Source organism: Methylophaga sp. UBA4204 (assembly GCF_002379485.1).
In the GTDB taxonomy this organism is placed as follows: Bacteria; Pseudomonadota; Gammaproteobacteria; order Nitrosococcales; family Methylophagaceae; genus Methylophaga.
Genome location: NZ_DFTU01000047.1, coordinates 65185 through 79597, shown reverse-complemented (window position 1 = coordinate 79597; position 14413 = coordinate 65185). Strand labels below are relative to the sequence as shown.

General features: G+C 45.7%; 15 protein-coding genes. 14 read left to right on the top strand and 1 reads right to left on the bottom strand.

Features of this window, described 5'->3' with window-relative positions:
• The 6 genes from hflX to B3182_RS06750 all read left to right on the top strand — a co-directional run.
• Positions 1 to 716, top strand: a 716-nt coding sequence (gene hflX / locus B3182_RS06775; protein WP_292752074.1) for a GTPase HflX, incomplete at its 5' end; no start/stop codon positions are given.
• 94 nt (positions 717 to 810) lie between these two features.
• The gene (gene hflK / locus B3182_RS06770) at positions 811 to 2025 is read left to right on the top strand and encodes an FtsH protease activity modulator HflK (RefSeq protein WP_292357706.1); all 1215 of its coding nucleotides are present in this window, start codon (positions 811 to 813) and stop codon (positions 2023 to 2025) included.
• Positions 2026 to 2027: 2 nt separating this feature from the next.
• Positions 2028 to 2900: a protease modulator HflC gene (gene hflC / locus B3182_RS06765; protein WP_292357704.1), complete on the top strand. Its 873-nt coding sequence runs from the start codon at positions 2028 to 2030 to the stop codon at positions 2898 to 2900.
• Positions 2897 to 3094 carry a DUF2065 domain-containing protein gene (locus B3182_RS06760; RefSeq protein ID WP_292357702.1) on the top strand — a complete coding sequence of 66 codons (198 nt, stop codon included), beginning with the start codon at positions 2897 to 2899 and terminating at the stop codon, positions 3092 to 3094. Before hflC ends, B3182_RS06760 begins: the two co-directional genes overlap by 4 nt.
• Positions 3095 to 3099: 5 nt before the next feature.
• A complete protein-coding gene (locus B3182_RS06755) occupies positions 3100 to 4290 on the top strand; it encodes an ATP phosphoribosyltransferase regulatory subunit (RefSeq protein ID WP_292357700.1) in 1191 nt (396 codons plus the stop codon).
• Positions 4283 to 5578 (top strand): adenylosuccinate synthase, encoded by a 1296-nt coding sequence (locus B3182_RS06750; protein ID WP_292357698.1) that lies wholly within the window; start codon positions 4283 to 4285, stop codon positions 5576 to 5578. The genes B3182_RS06755 and B3182_RS06750 overlap by 8 nt, the downstream gene beginning before the upstream one ends.
• Positions 5579 to 5636: 58 nt before the next feature.
• Here B3182_RS06750 and B3182_RS06745 read toward each other — a convergent pair whose 3' ends face one another.
• Entirely contained in the window at positions 5637 to 6500 is an 864-nt protein-coding gene (locus B3182_RS06745) for an NAD(P)-dependent oxidoreductase (RefSeq protein WP_292357696.1), read from the bottom strand.
• Between the two features lie 104 nt (positions 6501 to 6604).
• On the opposite strand from B3182_RS06745, the gene glyA reads away from it, so the two are divergent.
• The 8 genes from glyA to pcnB form a co-directional block, all read left to right on the top strand.
• A complete protein-coding gene (glyA, locus tag B3182_RS06740; RefSeq protein ID WP_292357695.1) occupies positions 6605 to 7858 on the top strand; it encodes a serine hydroxymethyltransferase in 1254 nt (417 codons plus the stop codon).
• 14 nt (positions 7859 to 7872) lie between these two features.
• Entirely contained in the window at positions 7873 to 8346 is a 474-nt protein-coding gene (gene nrdR, locus B3182_RS06735; RefSeq protein WP_292357693.1) for a transcriptional regulator NrdR, read from the top strand.
• 87 nt (positions 8347 to 8433) lie between these two features.
• Entirely contained in the window at positions 8434 to 9531 is a 1098-nt protein-coding gene (ribD, locus tag B3182_RS06730; protein WP_292357691.1) for a bifunctional diaminohydroxyphosphoribosylaminopyrimidine deaminase/5-amino-6-(5-phosphoribosylamino)uracil reductase RibD, read from the top strand.
• A 2-nt stretch (positions 9532 to 9533) separates the two neighbouring features.
• On the top strand, positions 9534 to 10175 hold the full coding sequence (locus B3182_RS06725; RefSeq protein WP_292357690.1) for a riboflavin synthase: 642 nt from the start codon (positions 9534 to 9536) through the stop codon (positions 10173 to 10175).
• Positions 10176 to 11282, top strand: coding sequence for a bifunctional 3,4-dihydroxy-2-butanone-4-phosphate synthase/GTP cyclohydrolase II (ribBA, locus tag B3182_RS06720; RefSeq protein ID WP_292357688.1), 1107 nt, complete (start codon positions 10176 to 10178; stop codon positions 11280 to 11282). It abuts the gene before it with no gap.
• A 10-nt stretch (positions 11283 to 11292) separates the two neighbouring features.
• Positions 11293 to 12423 (top strand): lipid-A-disaccharide synthase, encoded by a 1131-nt coding sequence (lpxB, locus tag B3182_RS06715; RefSeq protein WP_292357685.1) that lies wholly within the window; start codon positions 11293 to 11295, stop codon positions 12421 to 12423.
• Entirely contained in the window at positions 12423 to 12995 is a 573-nt protein-coding gene (gene rnhB, locus B3182_RS06710; RefSeq protein WP_292357683.1) for a ribonuclease HII, read from the top strand. Before lpxB ends, rnhB begins: the two co-directional genes overlap by 1 nt.
• Positions 12996 to 13046: 51 nt before the next feature.
• A partial coding sequence (pcnB, locus tag B3182_RS06705; RefSeq protein WP_292752070.1) for a polynucleotide adenylyltransferase PcnB occupies positions 13047 to 14413 on the top strand: 1367 nt, incomplete at its 3' end.

Here is a 14413-nt window from a genome sequence, read left to right as displayed (position 1 = left end):
GGCTGGTTCGTGGATGGACTCACTTGGAAAGACAAAAAGGGGGTATTGGTTTACGTGGTCCCGGTGAAACTCAGTTAGAAACAGATAGAAGGCTGCTTGGACAACGCATCAAATCCCTTAAGAAGCGCCTTGATAAAGTGCGTTCACAACGAGATCAGGGAAGACGCTCAAGACAACGTGCCGGTGTGCCGGTTGTTTCTTTGGTCGGTTATACCAACGTAGGAAAATCAACACTTTTCAATCGAATGACGGCTGCTGATGTTTATGCTGACGATCGTTTATTCGCTACGTTGGATCCTACGTTACGCCGATTAAGGTTAGCAGAAACTGAACCTCTGATAATTGCTGACACAGTCGGATTCATTCGTCAGCTTCCCCATGATTTAGTTGAGTCTTTCAGTTCCACTTTGGAAGAAACACGGGATGCTTCTCTGTTGTTACATGTTGTAGATGCCGCTGCACTCGACAGGGATGAGTTGATGAAACATGTTGACGATGTCCTGCAACAGATAGGTGCTGACGAGTTACCGCAATTGATTATTTATAACAAAATTGATCGCCTGGAAAATGTTCAGCCGAAAATTGAACGGGATCAGCAAGGAAAAATACGTCGTATCTGGCTTTCTGCGCAAACAGGTGAAGGCTTGGATCTATTGAGGATGGCATTACAAGAATATTTTCCTGAGCAACTCTCAGCGATTGAATCAGTCAATTAAAACGGACTTTTGGTTGCTATCGGCAACCATGTCCGTAAAATAGATTCATTCGGTTTCCACATTGAAAATCATAAATTAAATTTTGGAGCGGTACATGGCTTGGAATGAACCCGGTAGTGGTGATAAAGACCCATGGGGTAAGCGTGGTGGTGGCAATGATGGCCCCCCTGATCTTGATGAAGTAGTAAAAAACCTACAGCGTAAGTTTGCCGGAATGTTTGGTGGCAAAGGTGGTGGAAATAATACTCAACCGCCAGAAGGCAATAATAATAAAGCCGGTTCAATCGGCGCTGGCTTAATCGCCGCTATTATTTTACTGGTTTGGTTGCTATCCGGAATTTATATTGTCGAACCTGCCGAGCGCGGTGTGGTTTTACGTTTTGGTCAATACAGTCACACAGCTATGCCTGGTCCTCACTGGCATTTCCCTTATCCAATCGATAAAGTTGAAGTGGTTGATGTTGCAAAAATACGTTCTGTTGAGATTGGTTATCGTTCTGCAGGTGGCAGACCAGAAAGTAATGTTTTGTCTGAGTCTTTGATGTTGACGAATGACGAAAATATTGTCGACTTAAAGATTGCTGGCCAATATCGCATTAACGATGCGGCGCAGTATTTGTTTAATGTTCGTACTCCAGACACCATTCTCCGTCAGATGATGGAAAGTGCTGTTCGTGAAGTTGTTGGGCAATCGACAATGGACTTTGTATTAACTGAGGGGCGGAGTGAAGTTGCCACTCGGACTGAGCAACGCTTGCAAGCCATGCTGGATGCTCACGCTACCGGTTTGACAGTTACCAGTGTCAGTATGCAGGATGTTCAACCGCCTGAGCAGGTTCAGTCAGCTTTTGCAGACGTGGTCAAAGCACGTGAAGATGAAGTCAGACAGAAGAATGAAGCTGAAGCCTACGCAAATGATATTATCCCAAGGGCTCGCGGGCAGGCCTTCCGTGATATTCAGGAAGCTGAAGCTTACAAGAGTCAGGTGGTTGCCAAAGCAAATGGTGAAGCCAGTCGTTTTGTTCAGGTTATGACCGAATACGAGAAAGCCCCGTTAATCACCCAGGAACGTCTCTATATTGATGCTATGGAATCTGTCTACAGTCGCAGTCAGAAAGTAATGGTAGATATTGATAGCGGTGGAAACAATGTTCTTTACTTGCCATTGGATAGAATGCGTAGCAGTGGTGGTAATGCTCCTCGTGTAGATTTAAATAACTTGAATTACCCGACAACGGGTAATAGCACCACTACATCCACAACAAGTTCTTCTGATCAAGATGGATCACGTAGCCGGGGAGGACGATAATCATGAGTTCTAAATTTACTACAATTATTTTTATTGTTGTCCTGGCATTGATCACGATGAGTTCTGCCATCTTCTTTGTGGATGAACGTGAGCGCGTTATATTGCTTCGTTTAGGTCAAATTGAACATGCTGACTTTGAGCCGGGTATTCATTTCAAAATTCCATTTGTGAATGAAGTTCGTCGTTTCGATGGTCGTATTCTCAGTCTTGATGCCACACCAGCACGATACCTGACCGGCGAAAAGAAAAACGTTATTGTGGATTCTTTTGTCCTATGGCGTATTTCCAATGTTGCTGATTACTTCACTTCGATGGGTGGAGATGAAGAAAGCGCCAAATTACGCATATCCCAGATTATCAAAGATGGGCTACGTGCCGAATTTGGGCGCCGCACGATTCAGGAAGTGGTTTCTGGTGAACGTTCTGAGATGGTCAGTGGCTTGATGGATGAAGCAAACAGGATTTCAAACGAGTTTGGTATTGAGGTTGTTAATGTCCGCATTAAGCGTATTGATTTGCCTACTGAAGTAAGTTCATCGGTTTACACGCGGATGGAAGCTGAACGTGAAAGGGTAGCGAAAGATTTACGGTCACGCGGTGCAGAAGAAGCAGAAAAAATCCGTTCAGATGCAGACAGACAACGTACCGTAATACTGGCTGAGGCAAATCGCCAATCAGAAATGTTACGTGGTGAAGGTGATGCGATTGCAACCCAAATCTATGCCGATGCGTATGGTCAGAATGAGAATTTTTATTCATTCTATCGCCGTTTAGGTGCATACAAGCATATCTTCCAAGGAGATGACATGCTGGTCATTGAACCGAAAGGTGATTTCTTCAGCAGTTTTAGTGACTTGAATACATTGGAACAGTGAGTGACTCACTGATTCAGAGTCTATGGCTCGCCACCGCATTAATGTTGATTATAGAAGGGATTTTGCCGTTTATTAATCCCACAGCATTAAGGCGAGCCATACTCCAAATTGCCACAATGACGGATCAGCAAATACGCATAACAGGATTGCTGAGTATGCTGGCTGGCCTGTTGATTTTATACTGGGTTAATTAATTTACATGACACTAAAAGAAAGTTGGTTGCTCCCTGAGGGCATCGATGAATTAATGCCTGAAGAGGCTGCACAGCTGGAACGAATGCATCGGCTGTTGGTTGATCGTATGCAAAGTTGGGGCTACCAGCTTGTTGTACCGCCTCTGGTTGAATATCTGGATTCCTTATTAACCGGCACCGCAAAAACCCTGGATCTGCAAACCTTTAAATTGATAGACCAGTTATCCGGCCGATTGCTTGGAATTCGCGCTGATATGACTCCCCAAGTTGCCAGAATCGCTGCCCATCGTTTACGCGATAATTCAGATGTATTACGTCTTTGCTACATCGGTAGCGTATTGCATACATTGCCGGCTGGTCAGGCCAGTTCACGTAATCCGATCCAATTAGGGGCTGAAATATACGGCCATGCTGGTCCAGAAAGTGATATGGAAAGTATCCAACTGATGGTCGAGTTACTGGAGATCAGTGGGGTTTCAGGTTCAATCTCTTTAGATATTGGTCATGTTGGTATTTATCGTGGATTAGCTGATTATGCAGAATTGGATGATGAGCAAGAGCAGGCATTGTTTTCTGCCATGCAACGCAAAGCCTTGCCGGAAATACTGCATTTATTATCAGGTTACGCTATTGCTGAAAACGCTAGTAATATGTTGGCGGCCCTATCCGAGTTGAATGGTGACGTCAGCGTTTTGGATAAAGCAAAACGAATATTACAGGATGCCCCTGATTCGGTATTAAAAGCACTCGACACACTGGTTGTTCTTGCTGAGATGGCAAAACAACGGTTACCAGAGATTCAATTGAATTTTGATCTGGCAGAGCTTCGAGGCTATCACTACCATACGGGAGTGGTTTTTGCGGCTTATCAGTCAAATTCGGCACAGGCGATTGCCTTAGGTGGCAGATATGACGATATTGGTCAGGATTTCGGTCACGCTCAGCCCGCGACTGGCTTCAGCCTGGATCTGAAAAAGCTGGTAACCAGTTTCCCCAAACCAACTGAAAAACGTCAGGTTATAGCGACGCAATGGTCAACTGATCAGCAACAGCTTGAATTGGTCTCAAACTTACGTGAACAGGGAAATATTGTTGTATTTGATTTACCTGGCAGTACCACACAAACTGAAAAAACATTGATTCAACAAGATGGCCGCTGGCAAGTGGTCGATACAGGAAATAACACGCGTGGCTAAAAATATTGTAGTAATTGGTTCCCAATGGGGTGATGAAGGTAAAGGCAAAGTCGTTGATCTGTTAACCGACAGTGTCTCTGCCGTTGTGCGTTTTCAAGGCGGACATAATGCAGGACATACCCTGGTTATTGAGGGCAAAAAAACCATTTTGCATCTGATACCGTCCGGTATATTGCGTGAACATGTTCAATGCCTTATTGGTAATGGTGTGGTGCTATCGCCAGAAGCATTGATCAAAGAAATGAACGAATTGGAAACCAATGGTATTCCGGTTCGCCAGCGTCTTAAAATCAGTGCTGCCTGTCCGTTGATTCTGCCTTATCACGTAGCGCTGGATGTCGCCAGAGAGTCACGCCGTGGCAAAGACGCGATTGGCACCACTGGCCGAGGCATCGGTCCAGCCTATGAAGATAAAGTGGCTCGTCGGGGGCTGCGGCTTGGCGATCTGGCTAACGAGCAAAAATTTGTGGAAAAACTGTGTGAAGTTGTCAGCTTTCATAATTTTGCCTTGATAAATTACTATCAGGCTGCTCCTGTGAGTTTTGAACAGGTACGTGATGAAACTTTAGCCATGCGTGATGTACTGTTGCCAATGATTGCCGATATTCCGGCTATGCTGCAGCAATATTATCTCAACGGTGATCGCGTGATGTTTGAAGGTGCTCAGGGCGCGTTGCTGGATATTGACCACGGAACCTACCCTTATGTCACTTCATCCAATACGACTGCCGGTGGTAGCGCAACGGGTGCGGGTGTTGGACCTTGTCATATTGATTATGTATTGGGTATTACCAAAGCCTATGCTACTCGTGTCGGCGCAGGTCCATTTCCATCAGAATTAAGCTGTGGCATTGGTAAACATTTATCTGAAAAGGGACACGAAAAAGGTTCGACAACCGGTCGTGATCGTCGTTGTGGCTGGCTTGATATGGTGGCGCTAAACCGTGCCAGCTGGATTAACAGCATTACCGGTTTATGTTTAACAAAACTGGATGTACTGGACGGACTGGAAACGATTCGCTTATGCATTGGTTACAAACGCCATGGAGAAGATGTAACCGTTCTGCCACTGAGTGCTGATGAGTTTGAGGGATGTGAACCGGTATATATTGATATGCCTGGTTGGCAGGACTCCACCTTGGGTATCACTGAGTTTGATGCCTTGCCGGAAAATGCTCGTAATTATATTAACAAGATTCAGGACTTGGCCGGTGTGCCGATTGATATTATTTCCACCGGTCCCGACCGCTGTGAAACGATTATTCGCCGTGATTTGTTTAGCTTGTAATTCCTGTTGTAAGCCTTATCAAAACGCCCTCTAACAGAGGGCGTTTTTGATCATGGAATTATTTTCTATCAGGTGAAATCGCGGCATATATTGCCGAATAATCAGTATTCTCCAGACCCATAGCAATTGTTTTATCCAGTAATCGACTGATACCTTCTAATGCACTGGTATCAAGACGAAGTTGCTCCCCAACCTCGAGAAATAAACGAGTATCTTTTGCAAGATGTTTGGTCGGGAAATTAGGATCGCTGAAATCACGATTGCGCATACGATCCAGCTTTTTATCAAAGGTTGGAGCATATAAAGCACTTTCACGCAAAATCTGCATAAATTGATCAACGTCAATCCCATTCTCTTCAATCAAGGCCAGACTTAATGAAAAGGTTGCTGTAAGGCCAGCAATTAATTGATTCAACGCTAACTTAATGGTCGCTGCCTGGCCAGTCCTTCCAATATATCGAGGCGTTTCGCCAATCATTTTTAATAAAGGAAGCGCCTGTTGATAATTATCCTCTGTTCCAGCTGCCATCAGAATCAGTTTGCCGCTTCGCGCTTCTGGCAAACTTCCTAAGACCGGGCACTCAAGATATTCTGCACCGGCATTGTTTAGCTGGTGTTCAATGTGCTGCGACTGTTGTGGTGCGATCGTACCCATTTGGATAAACAACTTATCCATAAATGCGCCGGGCGCAACACTGTCTAAAACGGTAGCAATAGCATCGGCATCGCTTAACAGTAAAACGACAATCTCGCTTTTTTCAACAGCTTCACTGGCAGCACTACAGATACGGGCGCCATGTGTGTTTAAATCTGCAATTTTTTCAATACTTCTATTGTAAATACTCAACTCACATTGTTGGGTGAGAAGGTGTTGTGCCAGGGCATTTCCCATAAGGCCACCACCAAGAATACCTATTTTCATAATGACTCCAGTTTGGATGAATTAAAAAGTCTATTCTTACATAGATGCTACGTGCGTTGTGGGATACAATATGCGGGCATTTACAGCCGCTACAGGGGAAAACTGTGTACAAAAAAAACATGAGCATTGCTGATTTTGATGACGAGTTGTTTCAGGCAATTTCTGCTGAAGAACAGCGTCAGGAAGATCACATCGAATTAATTGCTTCTGAGAACTATACCAGCCCACGGGTGATGGAAGCTCAGGGCTCATTGTTAACCAACAAATACGCAGAAGGTTATCCCGGTAAACGTTACTATGGCGGTTGTGAACACGTTGATACCGCTGAAGATTTGGCTATTGAACGAGCAAAAGCTTTATTCGGTGCTGATTACGCTAACGTGCAACCACATTCAGGTTCACAGGCCAATGCTGCAGTTTATCTGGCTTTATTGCAACCCGGTGATATGATTCTGGGCATGAGTCTGGCACACGGTGGTCATTTAACTCATGGCGCAAAAGTCAGTGCTTCTGGCAAAATCTATAACTCCGTGGCTTATGGCATCAGTAGTGATTCTGGTGAAATTGATTACAGTGAAGTTGAACGACTGGCAAAAGAACATCAGCCTAAATTGATCGTTGCCGGTTTTTCGGCTTATTCTCGCATTATCGACTGGCAAAAATTCCGTAATATTGCGGATTCAGTCGGTGCATATTTACTGGTTGATATGGCTCATATTGCCGGCTTGGTCGCTGCAGGCCTGTATCCAAATCCGGTCCAAATCGCTGATGTGACAACCACAACGACTCACAAAACATTAAGAGGCCCGCGTGGTGGTCTGATTCTGGCCAAATCCAATCCTGAAATTGAGAAAAAGCTGAACTCAGCCGTTTTCCCTGGTTTTCAGGGTGGGCCATTAATGCATGTCATTGCGGCAAAAGCAGTTGCTTTCAAGGAAGCAATGTTGCCGGAGTTCAAAACCTATCAACAGCAAGTTGTGAAAAATGCCCAGGCGATGGCCAAAGTCTTTATGGCACGTGGCTATGATGTAGTCTCTAAAGGAACCGATGACCATTTGTTCCTGGTCAGCTTTATTGAAGCTGGTTTGACTGGTAAAGAAGTTGATGCCTGGTTGGGTAATGCCCATATTACGGTCAATAAAAATGCTGTGCCTAATGATCCACAATCACCATTCGTTACCTCTGGTATTCGTGTCGGAACACCTGCGGTTACAACACGTGGCTTCAGCGAGCAGGATTGCACCGATTTGGCAGGCTGGATGTGTGATGTTATTGATAGTCATGGTGATGAAAAAGTGATTGCAGCTATTCGTGACAAAGTAATGACGATCTGCAAACGATTGCCAGTTTATTCATAAGTTTGAGCTGACTGATGCGTTGCCCGTTTTGCGGAGCTGAAGATTCAAAAGTCGTCGATTCGCGTCTTTCTTCTGAGGGAGATGCGATTCGACGACGTCGTATGTGTCAGGAATGTAATGAGCGGTTTACCACTTATGAAACCGCTGAGCTGAGTTTGCCAAGGTTGATTAAGCGTGATGCCACCCGTGAAGCGTTTGATGAAAATAAATTACGCGCGGGCATTATGCGGGCCCTGGAAAAACGCCCGGTCAGCATTGACGCTATTGATAATGCCGTAAAAACTATCACTCGACGCTTATGGGCAACGGGTGAAAGAGAAGTGCAAAGTCGTCTTGTGGGTGATTGGGTAATGGATGCATTACGTGAACTGGATGAAGTAGCTTATGTCCGATTCGCATCTGTTTATCGAAGTTTTCAGGATGTGAATGCGTTTCGGGAAGAAATTGAACGTATGGAAAATCGTGCATTATCTGACAAAGACAGCTGAATCTTACGGTCAGCACCAGTTTGTTCCAACGCATCATTCGAATGCGATTACAATCATAACGAACATTAATCTGTGGAGGCATTCCCAATGAGCCAACACGAACAATTTATGGCACAGGCAATACAACTTGCCTGGAAAGGATTATATACAGCAGATCCAAACCCTCGCGTTGGCTGTGTGATTGTAAAAAATGATCAGATAATCGGCCAGGGTTGGCACCATCGTGCCGGAGAAGCACATGCCGAGATAAATGCTCTGCATGATGCCGGACATGATGCAGAAGGTGCAGATTGTTATGTAACCCTTGAGCCCTGCAGTCATTTTGGACGAACTCCGCCATGTGCTGATGCATTAATCCGTGCGGGTATCAAACGTTTATTTGTTGCAATGACTGATCCGAATCCGGTTGTTTCTGGAACGGGTATTCAACGTATTGAACACGCGGGTATTGAAGTCCATCAGGGGATTTTGCAATCCCAGGCGGAACAATTAAATCCAGGCTTCATTCAACGTATGCGCCTCGGCAGACCCTATGTACGAAGTAAAATGGCGATGAGTCTTGATGGCCGCACCGCAATGGCTTCAGGAGAAAGTAAATGGATAACCGGCGCTGAAGCGCGTGCCGATGTACAGAAACTCCGGGCTCGCAGCTCAGCGATCCTGACAGGGGTCGGTACGGTACTGGCAGATGACCCGTTACTTAACGTTCGACATGTAGATGACTGGTATCCTCATGGTGAGAGCATCCGTCAGCCGCTAAAAGTTGTCGTCGACAGTGAACTGCGTATGCCGACTTCAGCCCGGATCCTCAATGACGCTAAAGTATTGTTGTTTACCGCTTGTGAGCGAATGGTTCGCGCTGATGTGGAAACCATTGTATTACCTGCGCCAAACAATCAGGTTGATTTGAGCGGTATGCTGGCTGTATTGGCCAAGCGTGAAATTAATGAAGTAATGGTCGAAGCAGGTGCAGTTTTAAATGGTGCTTTGTTACGATCACAATTAATTGATGAAATGATTTTTTATGTGGCACCAAAACTGATGGGGGATGCGGCCAGAGCCGTATTTCATTTACCGGGCATGGATCGCATGGCGCAAAATATTCAATTACACATTACCGATATACGGGCAATTGGTCAGGACTGGCGTATTACCGCAGTCCCAGAGTACAACGAGGCTTTTTAAACATGTTTACAGGTATTATCGCGGCCGTAGGCCAGCTGAAATCACTGGAATCACGCGGCGGAGATATTCGTTTGCATATTGATCCGGCCAAACTGGATCTGACTGACGTAAAACTGGGCGATAGTATCGCGGTCAATGGTGTGTGTTTAACCGTAGTCGAAATGGCGAGCAGAAGTTTACAGTTTGATGTCTCTCAGGAGACCCTACAACGAACCAGTCTGGGACAATTAAAAAAGGGTAGTGAAGCCAATCTTGAAAAAGCCCTTGCCGTTGGGGATCGTTTAGGCGGTCATATGGTTAGCGGGCATGTTGATGGTTTAGGTGAAGTGATCAGTAAAACGGCTTCGGCCCGTTCCTGGCAATATAAGATAAAAGTCCCGACAGAGCTGGAGCGTTATATTGCAGAAAAAGGTTCAATTACCATCGATGGGGTCAGTCTGACCGTGAATGGCGTATTTGATGGAGGTTTTGATATCAATATCATTCCGCATACGCTTGAAGAAACCATTATCAAACACTATCAAACCGGCACTCGGGTCAATCTGGAAGTGGATTTGATTGCCCGTTACCTTGAACGTCTGTTACCTCAGACTGGCTCCACCATCAGCCGGGATTTTCTCACTCAACAGGGTTATATTCGCTAAATGCAAATCAACAGCACCCAGGAAATTATCGACGACCTCAAGCAAGGCAAAATGGTCATCATCATGGATGATGAAGATCGCGAAAATGAAGGCGATTTAGTGATGGCGGCGGATAAAGTTACTGCTGAAGCCGTTAACTTTATGGCTAAATTCGGTCGGGGATTGATTTGCCTCACATTAACTGAAGATCGTTGCCGTCAGTTGCGTCTGCCACTTATGGTGATCGATAATCAAACACCTTATGCCACCAACTTCACTGTTTCAATTGAGGCGGCTGATGGCGTGACCACTGGTATTTCTGCAGCTGATCGTGCATTAACCATCCAAAAAGCCGTCGCACCTCAGGCTAAACCTGAGGATCTGGTGCAACCCGGACACATCTTTCCATTAAAAGCACAACCAGGTGGCGTTTTAACTCGTGCCGGACATACAGAAGCAGGTTGTGATTTGGCTTATCTGGCAGGCTGTACGCCGGCCGCAGTTATTGTCGAAATTCTCAATGATGATGGCACCATGGCCCGCCGTCCGGATCTGGAAAAGTTTGCCGAAACCCATCAGCTTAAAATAGGCACGATCGCAGATTTAATCAGTTATCGTCTGCAAAATGAAATGACGATTAAAGCGATGTCGACCTGTGAATTTCCCACCGAATATGGTGATTTCACTCTGCACAGTTACCAGGATGATGTAAGTGGTCAAACCCATCTGGCGTTAGTATATGGCGAAATTAATGCAGAACAGGAAACATTAGTACGTGTGCATATGGCCGATCCTTTAGGGGATTTACTGGCATCGAAACGTGAACCAACCCATTGGCCTTTACCGGATGTGATGCAACGAATTCAGCAAGCTGGAAAAGGTGTGCTTGTGGTATTAAGACAGCCAGAACAGAACAAACAACTGGCCGCAAAAATCGCCCGTTATCAGCAGCAGGATCAAGGCGAAGCTGCACCGTTCAAAGCCAGCTGGGATCTGAGAACCTTTGGTGTTGGCGCGCAGATCCTTGCAGATTTAGGGATACGTAAAATGCGGGTGATTGGTACTCCAACCAAGCTGACCGGTGTTTCCGGTTTTGGACTTGAATTAACCGGGTATGTAGAAGACTGAGCCAGTATTAGTGAGTCATCATATTTACATTGTGGCGGGTGAAGCTTCGGGCGAAGCGCATGCCGCTCGTCTGGTGTCCGCATTAAAGCAGCAGCAACCTTCAATCTATATAACGGGTATTGGCGGTGACAAAATGCGGGCTGCAGGGGCTGATATTAGTATTGATTTTGCTGAATTAGCGGTAATGGGACTAGTGGAGGTGATCAAACGCTATCCCAAAATCAAAGGCATTTTTAATCAGGTGGTCGAGGAATTACGTCGTCAGCCACCAGATTTGTTAATTTTGATTGATTATCCTGGCTTCAACCTAAAACTGGCAAAACAAGCCAAAAAACTCGGCATTAAAGTTTTGTATTACATCAGTCCGAAGATCTGGGCCTGGCGGGCAGGGCGCATCGAACAAATCAAACGTGATGTTGATCATATGGCCGTGTTATTTCCGTTTGAACAGGAAATCTACGAGAAAGCAGAGGTTGCCGTTACATGTGTAGGGCATCCTTTAGTTGATGCTGTGCATACCCAGTTATCCAAAACTGCAGCAAGGGAAAAATTCTTATTAGATAAAGATATTCGGGTTATTGGTTTATTTCCCGGCAGCCGTCGCAGTGAAATTTCAGTCTTACTGCCAGTGATGCTGGAAGCGGCTGAACGAATAGAAAAACGGCATTTTCCGATTCAGATAGTCATTCCCCAGGCCCCCGGTATTGATGAAAGCTTTCTGCAACAGTATCTGGCTGGCTCATGTTTGAATGTAAGGGTTATCAAGGATGATTTTTATGAGGTTATCCAGGCCTGTGATGCGATTGTTGCTGCATCGGGTACCGTGACGCTGGAAATTGCGTTACTGGGAGTCCCCCATTTTATTACCTATAAAGTTTCTCCATGGAGTTACCGGATACTCAAACGTCTGGTGAAAATTCCCTATGTTGGGTTATGCAATATTGTGACAAAACAGCCGGTGATTAAAGAGTTGCTCCAGGATGACGTTACGCCAGTCCGGTTGGAACAGCAGCTAATGGATCTGCTTACCCATCCCCAACGGCAGCAACATGCTGAAAACATTCGTCAGCAGGTCAAACAAGCACTTGGTCCAAGTGGCGGGGCAGAGAATGCTGCCAAACTCGTACTGAGTTTAATTTAATGCAGTCGGTTGTTTTAATTGCTGGAATAGATGAAGTTGGCAGGGGGCCTTTGGCAGGGCCAGTGGTGACCGCAGCAGTCATACTCGATCCTAATAAACCTATTACAGGATTGACCGATTCTAAAAAGCTCAGTGAAAAGCGCCGCGAACAACTTGTCCCGTTAATTGAGGAATATGCTTATGCGTGGGCGTTGGGCCGGGCAGAAGTGGAAGAAATTGATCAATTAAATATTTTGCAAGCCAGCTTATTAGCGATGCAACGTGCAGTGGCCGCTTTGCCTTTTGAGCTGGAACATGCACTGGTTGATGGTAATCATGCCCCCCAATTGACTTGTCCGGTCACCACAATCATTAAAGGTGATTTAAGTGAACCAGCCATAGCGGCGGCTTCCATATTGGCAAAGGTTGCCAGAGATCGTGAAATGTTGGTGTTGGATCAGCTTTACCCTGGCTACGGACTCGCGAAGCATAAAGGGTATCCGACGGTACAGCATCAGCAAGCACTAATGGATTTAGGACCTTCACCAATTCACCGACAGTCATTTGCCCCGGTTCGCCGGGCAATGAGATAAATTAATGCAATTTCCGGCTATCGTCTTTAAGCATGGTATTATTCGCACCTTATGCTTTCGATAAATTCACTCATTAATTCATTCAAACGGATCAAAGCCGGTAAAAAAAGCCGTGCAGCAGCCGAGGGAGCCGCACCACTTATTGTGTCGCGCGCCGATCATAATATTTCTCGACAGTTAATCAGTCCCAGTGCCTTAAAAGTGCTTTATACCCTTAAAGATGCTGGGTTTGAGGCCTATCTGGTCGGTGGCTGTGTACGGGATTTGTTATTAGGTTACGAACCCAAGGATTTTGATATTTCTACCAATGCTCTGCCTGAGCAGGTGCATCGGTTATTTCGTCGCAGCCAGTTAATTGGTCGTCGTTTCAAACTGGTTCATGTGCGCTTTGGTCGTGATGAGATTATTGAAGTAGCCACTTTCCGAGCGCCACCTGAAGCTAAAAATCATGTCGATAAGCAAGGTCGTATCATGCAGGATAATGTGTACGGCACATTAGAGCAGGATGCATGGCGTCGCGATTTCACCATTAACGCCCTTTATTACAACATCAGAGACTTCTCTATTGTTGATTACACCGGTGGTATTGCCGATTTGCAGGCAGGTCTGATTCGCTTAATTGGTGATAAACCCGTCAGATATCGTGAAGATCCGGTGAGAATGCTTCGTGCTGTACGGTTTATGGCTAAATTGGGTTTAAAGCTGGAAGCCGAAACCGAACAATTGATTGTGGATCTGGCCCCATTACTCAGCGATATTCCTCCGGCCAGATTATTTGATGAAACCTTAAAACTGTATTTAAGTGGGCAGGCAGCAGTAACTCACGAGTTACTTTGTCACTACGGTGTGTTTGATCATCTTTATCCTCAAACCGCGGCTTTGTTACATCAGGAAAATAATGGTTTTCCTCGCACTTTGCTGATGAAAGCGTTGGAAAATACCGATAAAAGACTGGCTGACAACAAGCCGGTTACTCCCGCGTTTTTGTTCGCTGCATTATTATGGGAGCCATTGCGCCAACGTTGGCTGGAACTGAGTAAGGAAATGCCCGAAATACCCGCCATGCAGCGTGCTGCCGGTGAAGTATTATCCGAGCAGATTCAAACCGTCGCCATTCCCAAACGCTTCAGTCTGGTTACCCGTGATATCTGGACCATGCAACCACGATTGACACGCCGTCAGGGTAAACGTGCTTTTGCTTTGTTATTGCATCCCAAGTTTCGTGCTGGTTACGATTTTCTGGCATTGCGGGCCCAATCCGGTGAACCTTTGCAAGAGCTGACTGACTGGTGGACAACCTTTCAGCAGACATCTGCTACTGCGCAGGCCGAAATGGTAAATGCTTTAGGTAATGGCGCAGAGACAGATAAACGTAAACCTCGCCGTCGCCGCCGTCGTAAACCTGCTAATAAAAAAGT

Coding starts and splice junctions, on each gene's coding strand:
- hflK (WP_292357706.1), top strand. CDS start 811: ATGGCTTGGAATGAACCCGGTAGTGGTGATAAAGACCCATGGGGTAAG.
- hflC (WP_292357704.1), top strand. CDS start 2,028: ATGAGTTCTAAATTTACTACAATTATTTTTATTGTTGTCCTGGCATTG.
- B3182_RS06755 (WP_292357700.1), top strand. CDS start 3,100: ATGACACTAAAAGAAAGTTGGTTGCTCCCTGAGGGCATCGATGAATTA.
- B3182_RS06745 (WP_292357696.1), bottom strand. CDS start 6,500: ATGAAAATAGGTATTCTTGGTGGTGGCCTTATGGGAAATGCCCTGGCA.
- nrdR (WP_292357693.1), top strand. CDS start 7,873: ATGCGTTGCCCGTTTTGCGGAGCTGAAGATTCAAAAGTCGTCGATTCG.
- ribD (WP_292357691.1), top strand. CDS start 8,434: ATGAGCCAACACGAACAATTTATGGCACAGGCAATACAACTTGCCTGG.
- B3182_RS06725 (WP_292357690.1), top strand. CDS start 9,534: ATGTTTACAGGTATTATCGCGGCCGTAGGCCAGCTGAAATCACTGGAA.
- ribBA (WP_292357688.1), top strand. CDS start 10,176: ATGCAAATCAACAGCACCCAGGAAATTATCGACGACCTCAAGCAAGGC.
- rnhB (WP_292357683.1), top strand. CDS start 12,423: ATGCAGTCGGTTGTTTTAATTGCTGGAATAGATGAAGTTGGCAGGGGG.